The 15199-nt window shown below is 62.1% G+C and carries 14 protein-coding genes; 10 read left to right on the top strand and 4 right to left on the bottom strand.

Annotated elements, in window-relative coordinates:
• Positions 1-187: hypothetical protein (locus tag AAF563_21020; GenBank protein ID MEM7123771.1), on the top strand; the 187-nt coding region annotated here is incomplete at its 5' end.
• Positions 188-420: 233 nt separating this feature from the next.
• On the opposite strand, the gene AAF563_21025 is transcribed toward AAF563_21020, so the two are convergent.
• The gene (locus AAF563_21025; GenBank protein MEM7123772.1) at positions 421-3597 is read right to left on the bottom strand and encodes an adenylate/guanylate cyclase domain-containing protein; all 3177 of its coding nucleotides are present in this window, start codon (positions 3595-3597) and stop codon (positions 421-423) included.
• 338 nt (positions 3598-3935) lie between these two features.
• On the opposite strand from AAF563_21025, the gene AAF563_21030 reads away from it, so the two are divergent.
• The 3 genes from AAF563_21030 to AAF563_21040 all read left to right on the top strand — a co-directional run bounded on the left by AAF563_21030 (position 3936) and on the right by AAF563_21040 (position 6675).
• Positions 3936-4421 carry a DUF309 domain-containing protein gene (locus AAF563_21030; GenBank protein MEM7123773.1) on the top strand — a complete coding sequence of 162 codons (486 nt, stop codon included), beginning with the start codon at positions 3936-3938 and terminating at the stop codon, positions 4419-4421.
• Between the two features lie 385 nt (positions 4422-4806).
• Positions 4807-5892, top strand: a complete 1086-nt coding sequence (locus tag AAF563_21035; GenBank protein MEM7123774.1) for a GlxA family transcriptional regulator — start codon at positions 4807-4809, stop codon at positions 5890-5892.
• Between the two features lie 30 nt (positions 5893-5922).
• The gene (locus AAF563_21040; protein ID MEM7123775.1) at positions 5923-6675 is read left to right on the top strand and encodes an SDR family NAD(P)-dependent oxidoreductase; all 753 of its coding nucleotides are present in this window, start codon (positions 5923-5925) and stop codon (positions 6673-6675) included.
• 20 nt (positions 6676-6695) lie between these two features.
• Here the strand turns inward: AAF563_21040 and AAF563_21045 are convergent, their stop codons facing one another.
• Positions 6696-7178, bottom strand: coding sequence for a DUF992 domain-containing protein (locus AAF563_21045; GenBank protein ID MEM7123776.1), 483 nt, complete (start codon positions 7176-7178; stop codon positions 6696-6698).
• A gap of 136 nt (positions 7179-7314) precedes the next feature.
• On the opposite strand from AAF563_21045, the gene AAF563_21050 reads away from it, so the two are divergent.
• From AAF563_21050 to AAF563_21060, 3 genes are all read left to right on the top strand, one after another.
• Positions 7315-8523, top strand: a complete 1209-nt coding sequence (locus AAF563_21050; protein MEM7123777.1) for an aminotransferase class I/II-fold pyridoxal phosphate-dependent enzyme — start codon at positions 7315-7317, stop codon at positions 8521-8523.
• Between the two features lie 93 nt (positions 8524-8616).
• Complete coding sequence (locus tag AAF563_21055; protein MEM7123778.1) at positions 8617-9249, top strand: CDP-alcohol phosphatidyltransferase family protein; 633 nt, start codon at positions 8617-8619, stop codon at positions 9247-9249.
• Between the two features lie 11 nt (positions 9250-9260).
• On the top strand, positions 9261-9899 hold the full coding sequence (locus AAF563_21060) for an HAD-IB family hydrolase (protein MEM7123779.1): 639 nt from the start codon (positions 9261-9263) through the stop codon (positions 9897-9899).
• A gap of 7 nt (positions 9900-9906) precedes the next feature.
• On the opposite strand, the gene AAF563_21065 is transcribed toward AAF563_21060, so the two are convergent.
• The gene (locus AAF563_21065; protein ID MEM7123780.1) at positions 9907-10446 is read right to left on the bottom strand and encodes a hypothetical protein; all 540 of its coding nucleotides are present in this window, start codon (positions 10444-10446) and stop codon (positions 9907-9909) included.
• Positions 10447-10696: 250 nt separating this feature from the next.
• Here AAF563_21065 and AAF563_21070 point away from each other — a divergent pair, with 250 nt between their 5' ends.
• The 3 genes from AAF563_21070 to AAF563_21080 all read left to right on the top strand — a co-directional run bounded on the left by AAF563_21070 (position 10697) and on the right by AAF563_21080 (position 14280).
• Entirely contained in the window at positions 10697-12175 is a 1479-nt protein-coding gene (locus tag AAF563_21070) for a biotin carboxylase (protein ID MEM7123781.1), read from the top strand.
• A gap of 78 nt (positions 12176-12253) precedes the next feature.
• Positions 12254-13030, top strand: a complete 777-nt coding sequence (locus tag AAF563_21075) for an enoyl-CoA hydratase-related protein (protein MEM7123782.1) — start codon at positions 12254-12256, stop codon at positions 13028-13030.
• Positions 13030-14280 carry a CoA transferase gene (locus tag AAF563_21080; protein MEM7123783.1) on the top strand — a complete coding sequence of 417 codons (1251 nt, stop codon included), beginning with the start codon at positions 13030-13032 and terminating at the stop codon, positions 14278-14280. Before AAF563_21075 ends, AAF563_21080 begins: the two co-directional genes overlap by 1 nt.
• A 12-nt stretch (positions 14281-14292) precedes the next feature.
• Here the strand turns inward: AAF563_21080 and AAF563_21085 are convergent, their stop codons facing one another.
• Positions 14293-15072 carry a class I SAM-dependent methyltransferase gene (locus AAF563_21085; protein ID MEM7123784.1) on the bottom strand — a complete coding sequence of 260 codons (780 nt, stop codon included), beginning with the start codon at positions 15070-15072 and terminating at the stop codon, positions 14293-14295.
• Positions 15073-15199: the final 127 nt, after the last annotated feature.

A 15199-nucleotide genomic window follows, 5' to 3' on the forward strand; every position in this document is an offset into this window, starting at 1 on the left:
CGCCCGCCTCGATGGCGAAGCGGCCAGCCGCGTGATCGTCACCGGGCTCGATCGCGAAACGACCGGAAGCATGGTCGCCCGCCTCGATGGCGAAGCGGCCAGCCGCGTGATCGTCACCGGGCTCGATCGCGAAACGACCCGAGGCGTGATCGCTAACGGCAAATTCACCTCTGGGTTCAGATCGTGAGACGTGTGACGTTTCGGCGCCACAGTCCACGACCTCACTACTTCTGCCCGCTTCAACGCGGTACAGCACACCGTCGGGACCACGAACGTATGTCCCGCCCTGATACGCATTGGCCATAGCCAATCTCCTGTCCTAGTTGTGCGAAACCGCAGACCAGGCAGGAGTAGCAAGCTGACTATTGGGCGTCTGTGAATTGGTTCACAGGTCAAAAAAGGGCGGAAATCGGCGCTCGATCAGTGAACCCGTTGCTCGTGTAGATCGTCGATCAGTAGCGCTTCGGTGTGAGCGACCTTGAGCCAATAGCCCATGTCGAGCTCACGGTAGGTGGAAATGGCGAAATCGAGTTGATCCTTCGCCTTTCGAGGCGCAGCGTGATGCATGTAGAAGCGTGCAAGACCCATATGACAATGGGCGACCAGTGGGCTCATACGATGTGCCTTGGCCATATCCCACGCCTTCGTGAAGTACCGTTCGGCGAGAGGCTCGGGCTGGTCGCTCAGATGATTGTGCACTTCACCCAGCAACCACAAAGACCATGCTTCGAGGCCCTTTTCGCCCGATTCAACAGCAGCTTCCAACGCCAACGTCGCGTGATCGGCCGCCACCCTGGCCTCGCCGGCGTCCAACTCCGCCTCGGCAAGCCAGGCAAGCTGTTGGGAGTAGTTGCCCATGATGGCCTGGCGGTCGGCATGCTTGACGGCGTCGGTCAGCAACGCAAGACCCGCGCCCGTCTGACCGGTCCGCGCATAGGCATAGCCGAGTGAACTTGCGCTTCGCGGAAACAGGAGATCAGCCGACGTGCGCTCGCACATCTCGTAGCTGCGCTCCAACAACGGAATGCTGCGCTCGAAGTCGCCCTTTTTGAGAAGGCTGTTCCCGACCCACAGATTGGCGTAGATCTGACTGAACCCGTGGCCGATATCATCGGCTATCTGGATGGCCTCGTCGCCATAGTCCAGCGCCTCGCCAAAGTGACCCAGTTCGGCAAGCCCACGCGACAAGGATGCAAGCGTCGTCACCGAAGCGGCAGGCAAGAGCCCATAGCGCTTGTGATAGTGCTCGCGCGGGATCGAGTTGATGGACGACTTCAAGAGCGTACACGCCGCTTCAAAGTCACCGCGATCGATGTAGAGCGCGCCAAGGCGCACACCGCCGAGCACCTTCAACGCGGGGTCACCAAGCTGTCGGGCGCGCTGAAGCGCATCTTTGCCCGTCGCAATCGCCTTCGAGACTTTGCCCGTGACCCAGTAATAGAGCGTCCGTGCGGATGATATGCGGCCCAGACGCAGCGCGCAGTCGATTTCCTTCGCCGTGATCTCGATGGACGTCAGCAGTTCATCGGCAGCATCATGATTGCTGCTTGTTAGGTAGGCGCCGAAAAGATCCAACGCCAGATCGATGCGCCGCTCCTTGTTTCGTCTCGTGTCGTCAAGCTGAGTCAGAGCATCCATGGCGCGTTCGAGACAAGTCGCCGCTTCGGCATTGCGCGAGGCCGACAACATGGCCCGCGCGGCAAAGCGCCCATAGACAACCGCCTTGGCCCAACTCTGGGAGCAAAAGGCATGATGCGCCAAGAGCTCGACGCGACCCGGCATCTGATCGGAACGGCGCCGTTCCAACGCGGTCATCAGCATGCCGTGCAAGTCGCGGCGCAGGCTCTTCAGGAGCGTCTCGTATGCGACGTCGTGCGTCAGAGCATGTTGAAAGCTGAATTCTAGGTTCGGCACAATACGCGTACGATTGACGAACCCTGCCGCCTGCAGCCGGTTCAGCTGCATCAGGACATCCTGTGATTTGCGACCGGTGATCTCTTGCAACAGGCCGACATCAAAGCTCTGCCCGACCACAGCGGCACACAAAAGGACATAACGGTCAGAGGCAGGCAACGTGTCGATGCGCGCGGCGAGAAGGCCATGAACCGTCGCGGGTATCTGGATTTCGGTTGTCGGCACCATAAGGCGATGGCTGCCGAACTGACCTTGGAGCGCGCCGGTCTCTTTTAGGCTGCGGACACACTCAACGATGAAGAAAGGCACGCCCTGCGTCATTTCGACAAGACGTTGCTTCAGGTGCGCCAATTCCTTTCGCACGCCCAACATTTTATCCAGCAACCGCTGCGTCAACTCAGGGTCCAGTGGCTCGAGACGACGTTCAACAACACCATCCCACGCCGTCCAGACTGGCTCTGTCCAAATGCGTGAGGTTGCCAGCAACATGATGGCGGTATTCGCTACACAGCCAGACAGCCCTTTGGCGAAAGCCCGTGTCTGTGTATCGGCCCAATGGATGTCCTCAAGCACGATGACAGTCGGCTTGTCCTGGGCGGTATCGACAATCACGGAAACGGCTGCATCAACTGTCAGGCGCAGTTTCTCAGACGGTGAACTCTCGGCCCAACCGGGATCGTCGACCGCATGACCGAGCACCTCAAGGAGCGCGATGCGCAACATGGGATCACGCAGGTCGATTTGGTCCAGACGGAACTCCAGCGCTTCGCGGTCATCGGCGATCAAACCGAGCACACCGCGCAGCACGCGCGAAATGGTCCCGCTGGGTCGCGCCAGACCGGTCGGATGCAGTTCACACTCGACGACCCGGTACTCGCGCTCGGACAAGTCATCGACGAGTTCACGCACGATCCTGGACTTGCCGACGCCCGCATCGGACGTCACGACGATGGAGGCGCCCGTGCCCGTCTTGGTTTCCTCCAGGCGTTTGCGCAAGGCAGCCAGTTCGTCCTGGCGACCGACCAGCGCCGGCGCGCCGGTCTCCGCCGTACGGTCGGAGAGATTGTGCGACGTGACGACCGACTTCAGGCGCATCGCCTCGATCGCGCGCGCCTCCGTCGACAATGTCACCGCGCCGACAGGCTCCGCCTCGACGGCGCCGCGCGACAAACGAACGGTATCGCGGCAAACGAAAATGCTACCGGGCGTCGCGGCGTTCTCAAGGCGCGACGCGCGATAGACCGTCTCGCCGACGATCCGGTACTCGGTGTGGAAGTCGCCCTTCAGAGTCTGCGCGACCACGTCACCGGAACTGATGCCAATACGAATACTCTGATTGCGCAGGGCCGTGCATACGCTGTTGCGCAGCGCGTGGGTCGCCATCATCTGCATGACCTGCGCGGCAAGGCAGGCGCGCAGCGCGTGGTCTTCCTGCGCCATCGGCGCACCGAACACCGCCATGATGCCATCGCCCAGGATCTGATTAACCGTGCCGCCGAAACGGTGCACCGCATCGATCATAGCCTGAAGCACGGGGAGCAAATGGTCGTTGGCGTCTTCGGGGTCGTGCCCGGCGACAAACTCAGACGACTGAACGATATCGGCAAAGGCAACGGTGACGACCTTGCGCTCGCCGTTCATCACCGGAAGGCGATGTTCCGACTGTCGGTCGATCATGTTCATGACGCACCGCCGGGTCGACCGACTCTATCGATCGTCGACATAACCACTATGTCGCCTGTTGTTTCCATCATGGTGTCCACGAACGCCCCCACGTTGCTTCACCGATGATTGCCTTAGCAATCTGTTACGTTTAGTCGATGCGCCTGCCCGCTGACCTCGTCATTCCTGTCGCGGCGCTCTGGCGCATCCCGGAAACACAGGCTCCAGATTGCGCACCATTATGTTGTATTACCGGACAACGAAGCAAGGTCACGACTCTCTCCATATCTACACATTATAGGTAATTCCAAAGTATTATGAGCAAGATTCGGACCACCAATCTATTTTGCCGGCCTAGGTTGTCCCCAACCCTTCAATTTCCCCTTTATGCCTACGTTCCCGGCGAGACGCCCCACCCGCTTAGAGCCGCGCCCGGACGCCACAGACTGGCCCATGTCGATGACATTTCGACCGCGATTTTCTACGGCATTGACCTGTTCGATAACGGATACTTCTGGGAAGCCCATGAAGTCTGGGAAACGGCTTGGCGCGACGCCGAACGCGACTCCGATCCATGGCTTTTCCGTAAGTCCTTGATTCGATTGGCAGCGGCCGCGCTCAAGCTGCGCGTGGGCAGTCAGGCAGGCGTCAAGGCGCATGCACCCTGGTGCGCCCACTCGTTCACCGATCTGGCCCGCCGCCATCCCGCGATCGACGGCCTCTCGCCCGCGGACTTGGCCGAATTTGCCAACGACATCGCCAGCGGTCGCATGACCTTGACCGACGCGAGGGAGGACTGCCCGGCGGTCCTCGACCGGGCGTTGCCGCGCATCGACGCCCCGTAGGCGCCAATCGACGCACCAGTTTCTCGTCATTTTGTGCCAGCGTGAGACATGGCTCGTCCCGGTTTGCGACAGCCGGCGGCCGTAAAGTGGCATGGCAAATCGGGACTACGCCAAGGGCCCAAGGGGACGCCGTCACCACGCGCCGAATCGGCCGCACACACATCACAACCAAAAGGTGTATTCGCGACCCTGTATCCGCCGAAACCCGGGCGGCCATCGACAAACGTTGGCGGCCGAACACTCGCCCTTATCAACGCCCGCCCGTCACATGGCCGCCTGGGTACAAATCTTGGGATAGATTGTGAACGTCGACGCCAAGGGGCCATCGACCGGTGGTGTGGCTCGCCATAGACTGGGCTCATCCAACCCAATCAAGGAGCGTGCCGTGACCAAGGCCGCGCGCGGCCAGCATGATGGTTCAGCGGTTGATCGGGCGGCGATCTTGCCCGGCCAGCCGGGTACGGTCCGCGACCCCTCCGCAGCCGGTGAGCAGTCGGACGATGTGATACCGGATCTTGCCGTCGGTTTTATCGCAACGCCGGATTTCACGCTGCTCGCCTTCGCCGGTTTTGTCGATGCCTTGCGCATTGCCGGCGACGTCGGCGAACGCAGCCGCCAGGTCCGCTGCCGGTGGTCACTGATCGGCGCCGACCTAAGGCCCGTGCCTTCAAGTTGCGGCGTCGCCATTCCGCCCGACGAGACGTTCGGCGAGCCCGGCAAATTCGATTACCTGGTCGTCGTTGGCGGACCGTTGACCGACGGTCTTGTTTACGATGATGCGATGTTGGCCTATCTGCGCCGCGCCGGCGCGCAGGGCATACCGCTTGTCGGCGTCGGCACCGGTGTGTTTGTTCTTGCCCAGGCGGGCCTGATGGATGGCTACCGGTGTTGCGTTTATGGCGACCACGACATCGATATCGCGCGCATGTTCCCGCGTGTTCGCGTAGTCCGTGACGACGTCGTCGTGGTCGACCGCGACCGCTTGACCTGTGCCGGTGGTACCGCGGTCATCGATCTCGCCGCGATCCTGGTCGACCGCCATTGCGGCCATGATCGCGCGCTGAAGATCCTACCGCATCTCGTGGTCGACGGTATCCGAGGCCCGGGCCATCAACCGCTGCCACTGGTCGACGGCTCGTTCCGCGGCTTTGATGATCGCGTCAAACGCGCGCTTGTCATTATGGAGCGGCACATGAACAACCCGCCCCGCATCAACCAGATCGCCGGCCGCGTCGGATCCAGCGTTCGCCAGTTGGAACGCAGTTTCCGCAGCAGCGTTGGCGTCAGCCCGCAGACCTACTATCGCGCCATGCGACTGAGGCACGGCCGTTGGTTGCTGACCCATACCAAGCGCACGGTGACCCAGATCGCTGACGACTGCGGCTTCGCCGATGCGTCTCACTTCAGCCGCTGCTTCAAACGCGCCTTCCGCCAGGTGCCGAGCGACCTTCGCCGGCGCCGCACCGGTTAGATCTCCCCTTCGTCAGCGAAGAGATACGGGATGTCCTTTGACGGCAAACGGGTGCTGGTGACTGGCGGAACCCGCGGCATCGGCGCGGCGACGGTTAGGCGGTTCCTCAACGCCGGCGCCCATGTCGCCATCGCCGGGCGCAGCGACGCGTCGTTCGACGCATGGCACGACGAGCTGCAGTCATCGAAGGCGACAGCGGTCACCGGCGACATCGGCCAGCCGAAATCCAGCCGCGATTTGGTCGCTAGCGCGATCGACTGGCTGGGAGGTCTGGATGTGCTGGTCAATTCAGCCGGCATCTATGAGGAATCGCCCGTTGCCGAAATCGATGAGGCGCATTGGACACGTGCCATCTCAATCAATCTGGGCGGCACCTTCTTCTGTTCCCAGGCCGCTCTGCCGGCGCTCATCGAGTCCGGCGGCAACATCGTCAACATCGCGTCGGAGTCGGGTCTGGTCGGTTATCTCAACGCCGCCGCCTACTGCGCCGCCAAAGGCGGTGTCGTCAACCTGACCAAAGCCATGGCGTGGGAGTTGGCGCCGGCCGTTCGCGTTAACTGCGTGTGTCCCGGCAACGTCGACACCGACATGATGCACGGCGCCGGCGCGCTGAGCGCGGACGAGGCGGTCTTTATGGAAGCCGCTCACGCCCACGCGCCAATGAAAAGGATGGCGCGGCCTGAAGAGATTGCCGACGCCATCCTCTATTTCGCGTCGGACAGCGCCTCGTTCACGACGGGCGTCGCCATGCCCGTCGATGGCGGGACACTGTCCGGGGCTTAGAGCAGATCGCGCTCTAGTCGTCAGTTATGCTCGAGCGTGAGTTCGGCAACGCCCGCGGCGATGTTCAGGCCTTCGCCGCCTTGAACGCTGAGCGGCTGAAGCGCCAGCGACTTTTCACCGAACACTAGGACGTTGGCGCCGACACCATAGCCGGCTGCGACCTCGGCGCTGACGCCGCCATAGGATCCGGCGAGACCACCCGCCGGCACCGGCTGACCGGTTGACAGCACGCCCCACAGCATGACCGAGCTCTCCATGTAGCCGATGTCGATACCGTAGCGTTCGATGGTGCCGGTATAGGTCTCGACGGTACCGTCACCGACCGGGTCGAACGTGCAGGTGACATCGCGGGTCGAGCCGAAGATGAAGCTGACGGAGCCTTCGACATCGCAGCGCAGATAGCCGGCCTCGGTGTCGATCGAATCAGCGTTGGCCGCGATAGGCAACGATGTGGCAGCGGCCAAAGCAGCGGCCGCGCAGAGGCGGCGAACGGTGGATGACATGGTGTTTTCCCTTCCCTCAGGTCGAATGACGCCCGTCCTTAGCTGGTCACCGCCAGAGCGTTCGTCAAGGGCGGACGCTTGCGCACCTCCCCCAATCCGGTCTAACGCTCAGCATTCCAGGAATCAGAGGCAGGTCATGGCGGCAACAAAAGAAGGTGATAACCGAAAACTCGGCTTTTCGACGCGGGCGATCCATCACGGATACGACCCGGCAAGCGAACACGGCGCGCTGACGCCGCCGATCTTCATGACATCGACCTATGCGTTCGAATCGGCGGAAGCCGGTGGCGAGATGTTCCGCGGCGAACGACCGGGCTTTGTCTACGGCCGCACGCGTAATCCGACACAGGCACTTTTGGAAGAACGGGTGGCCAGCCTTGAGGGTGGCGAAGCGGCACTGGCGCTCGCGACCGGCATGGGCGCGATTACCGCGACCATGTGGACGTTGCTGTCGGCAGGCGACCAGGTGGTGCTGGACCACACCGTCTACGGCAACACGTTCTCGTTCTTCACCCATGGACTGCCGCGTTTCGGCGTCGACGTACGCCTCGCCGATCTGACCGATCCCGCCAATCTGGAAGCGGTCATTACCGACAAGACCAAGGTCGTCTTCTTCGAAACGCCAGCCAACCCGAACCTTCGCGTCATCGACATTGCCGCCATCTCCGCGATCGCCAGGGCGCATGGCGCGCTCACGGTCGTCGACAACACGTTCTCGACCCCGGCCCTGCAACGGCCGCTTGATCATGGCGCCGATCTGGTCGTTCATTCGGCGACGAAGTTTCTTGGCGGTCACGGCGATCTGCTGGCCGGTCTTCTTGTCGGCCCCGCCGATACCGTTCACCAGGTGCGCCAGCACGGGCTGCGCTACCTGACCGGCGCGACCCTGTCACCGATGGCGGCGTTTTTGATCATGCGTGGGCTCAAGACCCTGGAAATTCGCATGGCTCGCCACTCGGAAAGCGCGATGCGTATTGCCGACACGCTGGCCGGACACCGCGCGATCGCGTCCTTGTCTTATCCGTGGCGCGAGGACTTCGCCCAGCGCGATGTCGCGCGCCGTCAGATGTCCGGCGGCGGCGGTCTCTTGGCGTTCGAACTGAAGGGCGGCATGGCGGCCGGACTGGCGTTCATGAACCACGTTGATCTGGTGACGCGCGCCGTCAGCCTGGGCGACAGCGAAACGCTTGTGCAGCACCCCGCCAGCATGACCCACTCGTCCTACAGCCCGGAAGAACGCGCCGAGCATGGGTTGAGCGACGGCTTGGTACGTCTGTCGGTCGGCCTGGAGAATGTCGAGGACCTGCTGGACGATATCGGTGGCGCCCTTGACGCGGCGAGCTGATGGCGAGTGACATTTGCTGACGGGCACCCATATGTAAGGCTTGATGGACTGTCGCGGGGGGCGCTGTGCTTGGGTTCAGCGGAGATGCGACGCATGGCCAATATGATCACCCTGCTGCGTTTCGGGCTGTTGTTTGTTTTGGTCGCCATGGCCTATCAGGCACCCCCCTCATGGCAACTCATCAACATGCCGCTTCTGTTCGTCATCATCGCGCTCGACGGCCTGGACGGCTATGTCGCGCGCAAACGCCACGAGACCACAGCCTTCGGATCGATCTTCGACATCGCGGTCGACCGTATCGTCGAGTACGTCCTGTGGATCGTGCTGGCGGATCTCGACCTGATCCCGATCTGGGTCGCGCTCGTCTTTATCGTGCGCGGCACCATCGTCGATTCGATCCGTTACGGCGCGATCACCGACGGCGAGACAGCCTTCGGCATGATGCGCTCGCCGATCGGCAAGTTTCTGGTCGCCGGACGTTTCATGCGCGGCTTCTATGGCGCCGTCAAAGCGGTCACCTTCGGCTGGGTGCTGTTGATGCAGCCTTTGCCGGCCGTCGATCCGGGCCTGTGGGTGACCTGGCACGGCATGTTCAATCTTGTCACTGCCGCTCTTGTCGGCATCTCGGTCACCATCTGCCTGGTTCGCGGATTGCCGGTCATCATCGAGTTTGCCATGGGTAGCGGACTGCTCGGACCAAACGCAACGGCGGGAGACCGGCGATAGCACGGCTGGCGCTGTTCGATCTGGACGGGACCTTGCTGCCGCTACCCAGCAGCGAAACGCGTTTTTTCGCCCACATGCTGCGCAAGGGCCTTGTCGGCCCGCGGCAACTGGCGCGTAGCGGCTGGGCGTTCCTTGCGGCTCTCGTTGCCAGCGACCCCCACGGCACGGCACGCTACAAGGACTATCTAGCCGACCTGGATGTCGAAACGACCTGCCGGGAAGCCGAACGGTTTGCGTCGGAGACGCTCTTTGCGTTGCTGCGTCCCGACATGATCAACCGGCTCAACAGCCATCGTGCCGCAGGCGACCACGTGGTGCTCTTGACCGGCGCGCCCGACTTCTTGGCCGACACGTTGGGATGGCACCTGAACGTCGACGCGGTCTGCGCGACACAGTGCCGAACCGCGAACGGCCGCTATCTGGCCGCACCGCCACTCAATCATCCCTACCGGGAACGAAAACTCCTGATCGCCGAACAACTCGCCGTGCAACAAAAGACCACGCTTGCGGAGACGACAGCCTACGGTGATTCAAGACACGACATCGCGCTGCTGAGTGCGGTTGGCCATCCCGTTGCCGTGGAGCCGGACCGCAAGCTTCGGCAACGCGCCAATGTCGACGGCTGGGAGATTGTCACAAGCGCCGCATGAGCCAGCGCTAGTTGGTGGGGTAGCGGATCTGCGGGCCTAAGTTGGCGACAATCTCGCGCGCATCATAGGAGTAGGGATCATCCGGCGGTTTGGGGCCGCGGTAAGCCAGAAACTCGACGGTGGCCTCAAACTTCTCGGTCGTGCGCGTCGTTGCCGTGCCGAAGGTCGCACCGTAGTACGGACCATAGAACGGTCCATAGTAAGGACCGTAGTAGGGCCCGCGGTAGGACCTGTAGCCATAAAACAAGCTGCCACCGGGATATACGTTGTAGCTGGTATACGTGTTGACGTCGCGTTCGGTGTCACGCTCGACCACCTCGAAGTGATCGCCGCCGACTTCCAGCGTCAGTTCCGCCGCCCGGTAGAGCAGGTAGTTTTCAACGGTCTCGCGTGAGGTCCTGGTGTTGCCATAGAACGTGACGCGATAACGGTTCGCCTCCAGCTGCGTGCTGCTGTAACCGTAGCCATCCTGACGTGGCTGATACGGTGTCGGCTTGACGCAGGCTGCAAGAGCCAGGACGCCCATCAGCGCGACAGCGCCGATCATCCCCCGTCTTGTCAGGTTAGGCATTTCCAGCATGTCCTCATCACAGATTGGACCGTCAGTTGATCTGACTTAAATTGAGCATAGCAAGAAAACGCCCCGGGGCTAAACAAGGGGCCTTGCTCTGCTGACTGTCATGTTGTGTCCGGCTCACGCGGGCGCAAGCCGACCGTCGGCGTCGATCGAAAGAGGCAATCAAGCCGGTTGCGCAAGAGCTGATCCGCACGACTGGCACGTCAGGGAGAGACCGTTCATGGCTGGCAAGAAGAAGCAGCGTAAACTGCGCGGATTGTCTGATATCCGTCGCTATTTCCACCGCAACGAAACACCGATCTACTTCATCAGTGCGACCAACTTCAATCTATTGGGCATGGATGAGTGGGCGAGAAACTTCAAATTTATCAACTACTTGGACTGCTACGACGGCCGTCATCCCAATACCTTTATCCCGCCAGAACACCCCCATGACGAGTTCCAATCGATCGAGGACATCAACAACTACCTGCTGCGCCATCCCGACGTTCTCAACCTGATCAACAAGCGAGGCGGCAAGCCCAAGGCCGTCTTCTTGATGTTCGATGAAGAGACCGAATCGCTTGCCCGACAAGCCGGCATGGATGTCTGGTTCCCCGATGCCGCCCTTCGAACCCGGCTCGATCACAAGGTCGAGACCGTCAGGATCGGCAACGCTGCCGGTGTGCCGTCGGTGCCCAATGTGTTGGCGCCGCTGGCCTCCTACGGCGACCTTGTCGCGCGCGCGCGCGAGGCCGCATTGGGCGACGATCTCGTCGTCCAGACGGCCTATGGCGATTCCGGTCACACGACCTTCTTTATCCAGAATGAAGAGGATTGGAACGAACACGCCAACGAGATCATCGGTCAAGGCGACACCAAGATCATGAAACGCATTGCCTGCCGCCAGGCCGCGATCGAAGGCTGCACGACGAAGGCGGGCACCATAGTCGGCCCGCTGATGACGGAGATCGTCGGCTTCAAGGAGCTGACCCCCTACAAAGGCGGCTGGGCCGGCAACGAGATCTTTGCCGACTCGTTTACGCCGGACATCCGGTTGAAAGCGCGCGACCTGACCTTCCAGTTCGGCGAACAGCTTCGCAAGGAAGGATATCGTGGCTACTTCGAACTCGACTTTCTGATCGATAAGGACACCGATGAGATCTGGCTCGGTGAGTTGAACCCACGCGTTACCGGCGCCAGTTCAATGACCAACCATGCAGCCTTCGCCCATGCCGATGCGCCGCTCTTCCTGTTTCACTTGCTTGAATTCAGCGATGTCGATTTCGAGTTCGACGTCGCGGCGCTGAACGAGCGTTGGTCGGACCCCGACAACATCGATAGCTGGTCACAACTGGTCATCAAACACACGGCCGACACCGTCGAAAAGGTGACCGAAGCGCCGCAGTCCGGCATCTGGCATTTGCGCGACAACGGCGAGGTCCAGTATGGCCGCTTCGACTATCATCGCCGCGCGGTCGAGAACGAGAACGAGGCGTTCTTTCTGCGTATCGCCGGGCCGGGCGACTACCGGTACGAAGGCGCCGATCTTGGAATCCTGATCACGCGCGGCCGCTTGATGACCAAGAAGTTCGAGCTGAACAACCGGGCGCGCGCCTGGATCGACGGCATCCACGCAAACTACAAGGCCACGCCCATTGATGGCGGCGACGAGCCGCGATCGGCCGAGATCCAGCCGGGAGCCTTCAAAATCCTCTAGATTTGCCTTGGCTACGTCTTGCCGGTGGGTGAGACCTCGGTCCAGACTGCGGTCTCGCCTGATAACCGGAAGCGAACCATGTCTGTGCCCGAGAGTTTGATCGTCGCGCGCGACGACACCATCGTTACCGTGACCATCAACCGACCCGAGCGGCTCAACGCGCTCGATCAGGTGACCGCGCGTGGTTTGTCCGAAGTGTTTCACGAGCTCTCTGCCGACGACGGCATCCGCTGCATCGTGTTGCGCGGTGCCGGCGACCGCGCCTTTGGTGTCGGCGCCGACATCAAGGAATTCAGCGAAGCCCGGTCCAACCCCGATCAGGCGCGCAGCTACGACGCCAATTGGGGCGACGGGCTGGCGAGCTGCCGCCACCCGGTGATCGCCATGATCAAAGGCTATTGCGTCGGCGGCAGCCTCGGCCTGATCCCTTACTGCGATCTCAGGATCGCCGGGCGTTCGGCGCGCTTCGCGGTGCCGGCCGGCAAACTGGGTATTACCTATAGCCACCACGAGATTGCCGCGCTCGCCCGGCTGGTCGGCCCGGCCGGCGCGCTGGAGTTCCTGTTGGAAGGCGAGATGATCGGTGCCAAAAGGGTCCTGCAGATGGGCCTGGTCAACCGCGTCGTCGATGATGAAGAGGTCGAGGCGGTAACCTACCAGACCGCCCGCAACATTGCGGAGAAAGCGCCGCTCTCGGCGCGCTGGCACAAGAAGTTCGTGAACCGGCTTTTGGACCCCACACCGCTGAGCGACGGGGAACGCGACGAAGCCTATCTGTGCTTCGAGACCGACGATTTTCGTATCGGCCGGGAAGCCTTCGCCACGAAGGAAAAGCCTGAGTTCAGGGGAAGCTGATGGCGTCTTCCGGCACGAAGGGCTCGGGCTATGGACCGCTGCAAGGCGTCCGGGTCATCGACCTGACCCATATCCTGGCCGGGCCGGTCTGTGCGTTGATGCTGGCCGACATGGGCGCGGAGGTGATCAAGATCGAGCGGGTGCCGTTCGAGGCCGACGAAGCCCGCACCGATACCGATCCCTACCATATCAATGGCGTTTCGGCGCCGCATATGATCGTCAACCGCAACAAGAAAAGCCTGCCGTTGAATCTGAAGCAGGAAGCGGCGCGCGAGATCCTCGCCCGGCTGATCGCAGACGCCGACGTGGTGCTGGAGAACTACCGCCCCGGTGTGATGGACCGCCTGGGGTTCGGTTGGGAGAGCCTGCACCAAAAGCACCCCGGTCTGATCTATGGCGCCGTGTCCGGTTTCGGGCGTTCCGGACCCTATGCGGATCGCGCCGGTTTCGACCTGATCACCCAGGGCATGGCGGGCCTGATGAGCATTACCGGCGAAGGTCATGGCCGCCCGCCGGTCAAACCCGGCCCGCCGATGACCGACACCACGGCCGGCATCCTTCTGGCCATGGGTGTGTGCGCCGCCCTGCACCACCGCGACCGCACCGGCGAAGGTCAAATGGTCGACACGTCACTGTTCGAGGCAGGCATCATTCATACCTACTGGCATTCCGCGATTGCGTTCTCCAGTGACGAGGTCCCCGGCCCCCTGGGCAGCGGCCATCCGCTGTCGGCGCCCTATCAGGCGTTTCCGACCAAGGACGGCTGGCTCACCTTGGGCGCGGCGAACGGCCCGACATGGCAACGCTTTGTCGACATGATCGACGATGACCGCTTGCGCGACGAGGCGCTCTTCGGCACCAACAAGGCGCGCATGGACCATCTGTCCGAACTCGTCGACGTTCTGGATGACATCTTTCGCAAGCGCACGACGGCGCAGTGGTTGCGCGCACTTGATGACGCCGGCGTTCCGGCGGGCCCGCTCAACACCATACCCGCCATGCACCAGGACGAGCAGGCGCTGGCCCGCGATATGATCGTCTCGCTCGACCATCCAACGGCCGGCTTGGTCCAGACGCTGGGTCTGCCGGTCAAGTTCTCCGAGACGCCGGGTGGCCCTAAGGCACCCGCGGCGCTTTATGGCGAGCACACGCGCGCTTTGCTCACGGGTCTGGGCTATGGTGACGCCGAGATTGATGAACTGGCACGCGACGGTGTCGTTGGACTGCCGGAGATGACACCGGTGTCCTGACGTTGAGCGCGATCAGAGGTCCTTGGCGCGGATGATGTAGTGCATGAAGACGGTGTGGGTGTCGATCAGATCGCCCTTGGCCCAGTCGTCGAACAGTTCCAGGAGCGGCTCCAGAGGCAGCTCGCTTAGGTGGTCGGCCAACGCGAAGCGCAGGATCTTCATCCGGTTTTCCCGCGTGTCCGGAAACCGCATGGTGTACGCGACGGTCTCGCGCTCGTGGGCGATGCCGAGCCTGGCGAGCGTGACGTCCAAGTCTTCAGATAGATGGTAGGGGATCGCCTTGCCCATCGCGTCGAACGCATAGTCCCAAAAGCGAATCAAGCTGTTGGTGCGGCCCGCGAGGGCTAACAACATCATGCCGTCAGGGGCCAGAGCAGCGATGAGCTGCTTCAGCGTCACCTCGAGGTCGGGCACGTAATAGAGAACGTGGTTCGACAGGATGAGGTCGAAGGGCGCGACGGCCGTGTCCGGCAACGCCGGCCAATGCGTGATCGGCGCGTCGGTGAAACGACCCAGGTCTTCGGCCGCGTGAAGACGCTGACTTTCGACGGGTTCGACGAGCGACAACATCAGGCGATCGGGCGACCAGCCCGCCTGGGTCAGGAACTTGGTCGAGAAATCGCCACCGCCGCAACCGAAGTCCAGCATGCGGATCGACCCCCCAGCCCGGCCGGCCTCGTCGATATAGGGAATGAGCGCGTCGAGCCCACGCTCCGCTTCGTCGGTTGCCGCGATGAAGAAGTCATAGTCGGCCTCGATCGCGCCGAAGTCCTTGGCGGCATTCTCCGTCATGCGATCCCCTTCATCACTCGCCCGATAGTACCTTATCTTGCAGGCCACCCACACACGCACCGATCAGACCCTGGCGATCCGAATCGAATCGTTTCACCAGGGATCCGCTGACACCACTCGTCAGATC

The organism is Pseudomonadota bacterium, assembly GCA_039028155.1.
Lineage (GTDB): Bacteria > Pseudomonadota > Alphaproteobacteria > SP197 > SP197 > JANQGO01.

Bases quoted from the DNA above. Each gene is read 5' to 3' on its own strand.
- AAF563_21080 (MEM7123783.1), top strand. From the start codon at position 13,030: ATGGCGTCTTCCGGCACGAAGGGCTCGGGCTATGGACCGCTGCAAGGC.
- AAF563_21045 (MEM7123776.1), bottom strand. From the start codon at position 7,178: ATGTCATCCACCGTTCGCCGCCTCTGCGCGGCCGCTGCTTTGGCCGCT.
- AAF563_21085 (MEM7123784.1), bottom strand. From the start codon at position 15,072: ATGACGGAGAATGCCGCCAAGGACTTCGGCGCGATCGAGGCCGACTAT.
- AAF563_21075 (MEM7123782.1), top strand. From the start codon at position 12,254: ATGTCTGTGCCCGAGAGTTTGATCGTCGCGCGCGACGACACCATCGTT.
- AAF563_21055 (MEM7123778.1), top strand. From the start codon at position 8,617: ATGGCCAATATGATCACCCTGCTGCGTTTCGGGCTGTTGTTTGTTTTG.
- AAF563_21025 (MEM7123772.1), bottom strand. From the start codon at position 3,597: ATGAACATGATCGACCGACAGTCGGAACATCGCCTTCCGGTGATGAAC.
- AAF563_21050 (MEM7123777.1), top strand. From the start codon at position 7,315: ATGGCGGCAACAAAAGAAGGTGATAACCGAAAACTCGGCTTTTCGACG.
- AAF563_21040 (MEM7123775.1), top strand. From the start codon at position 5,923: ATGTCCTTTGACGGCAAACGGGTGCTGGTGACTGGCGGAACCCGCGGC.
- AAF563_21065 (MEM7123780.1), bottom strand. From the start codon at position 10,446: ATGATCGGCGCTGTCGCGCTGATGGGCGTCCTGGCTCTTGCAGCCTGC.
- AAF563_21070 (MEM7123781.1), top strand. From the start codon at position 10,697: ATGGCTGGCAAGAAGAAGCAGCGTAAACTGCGCGGATTGTCTGATATC.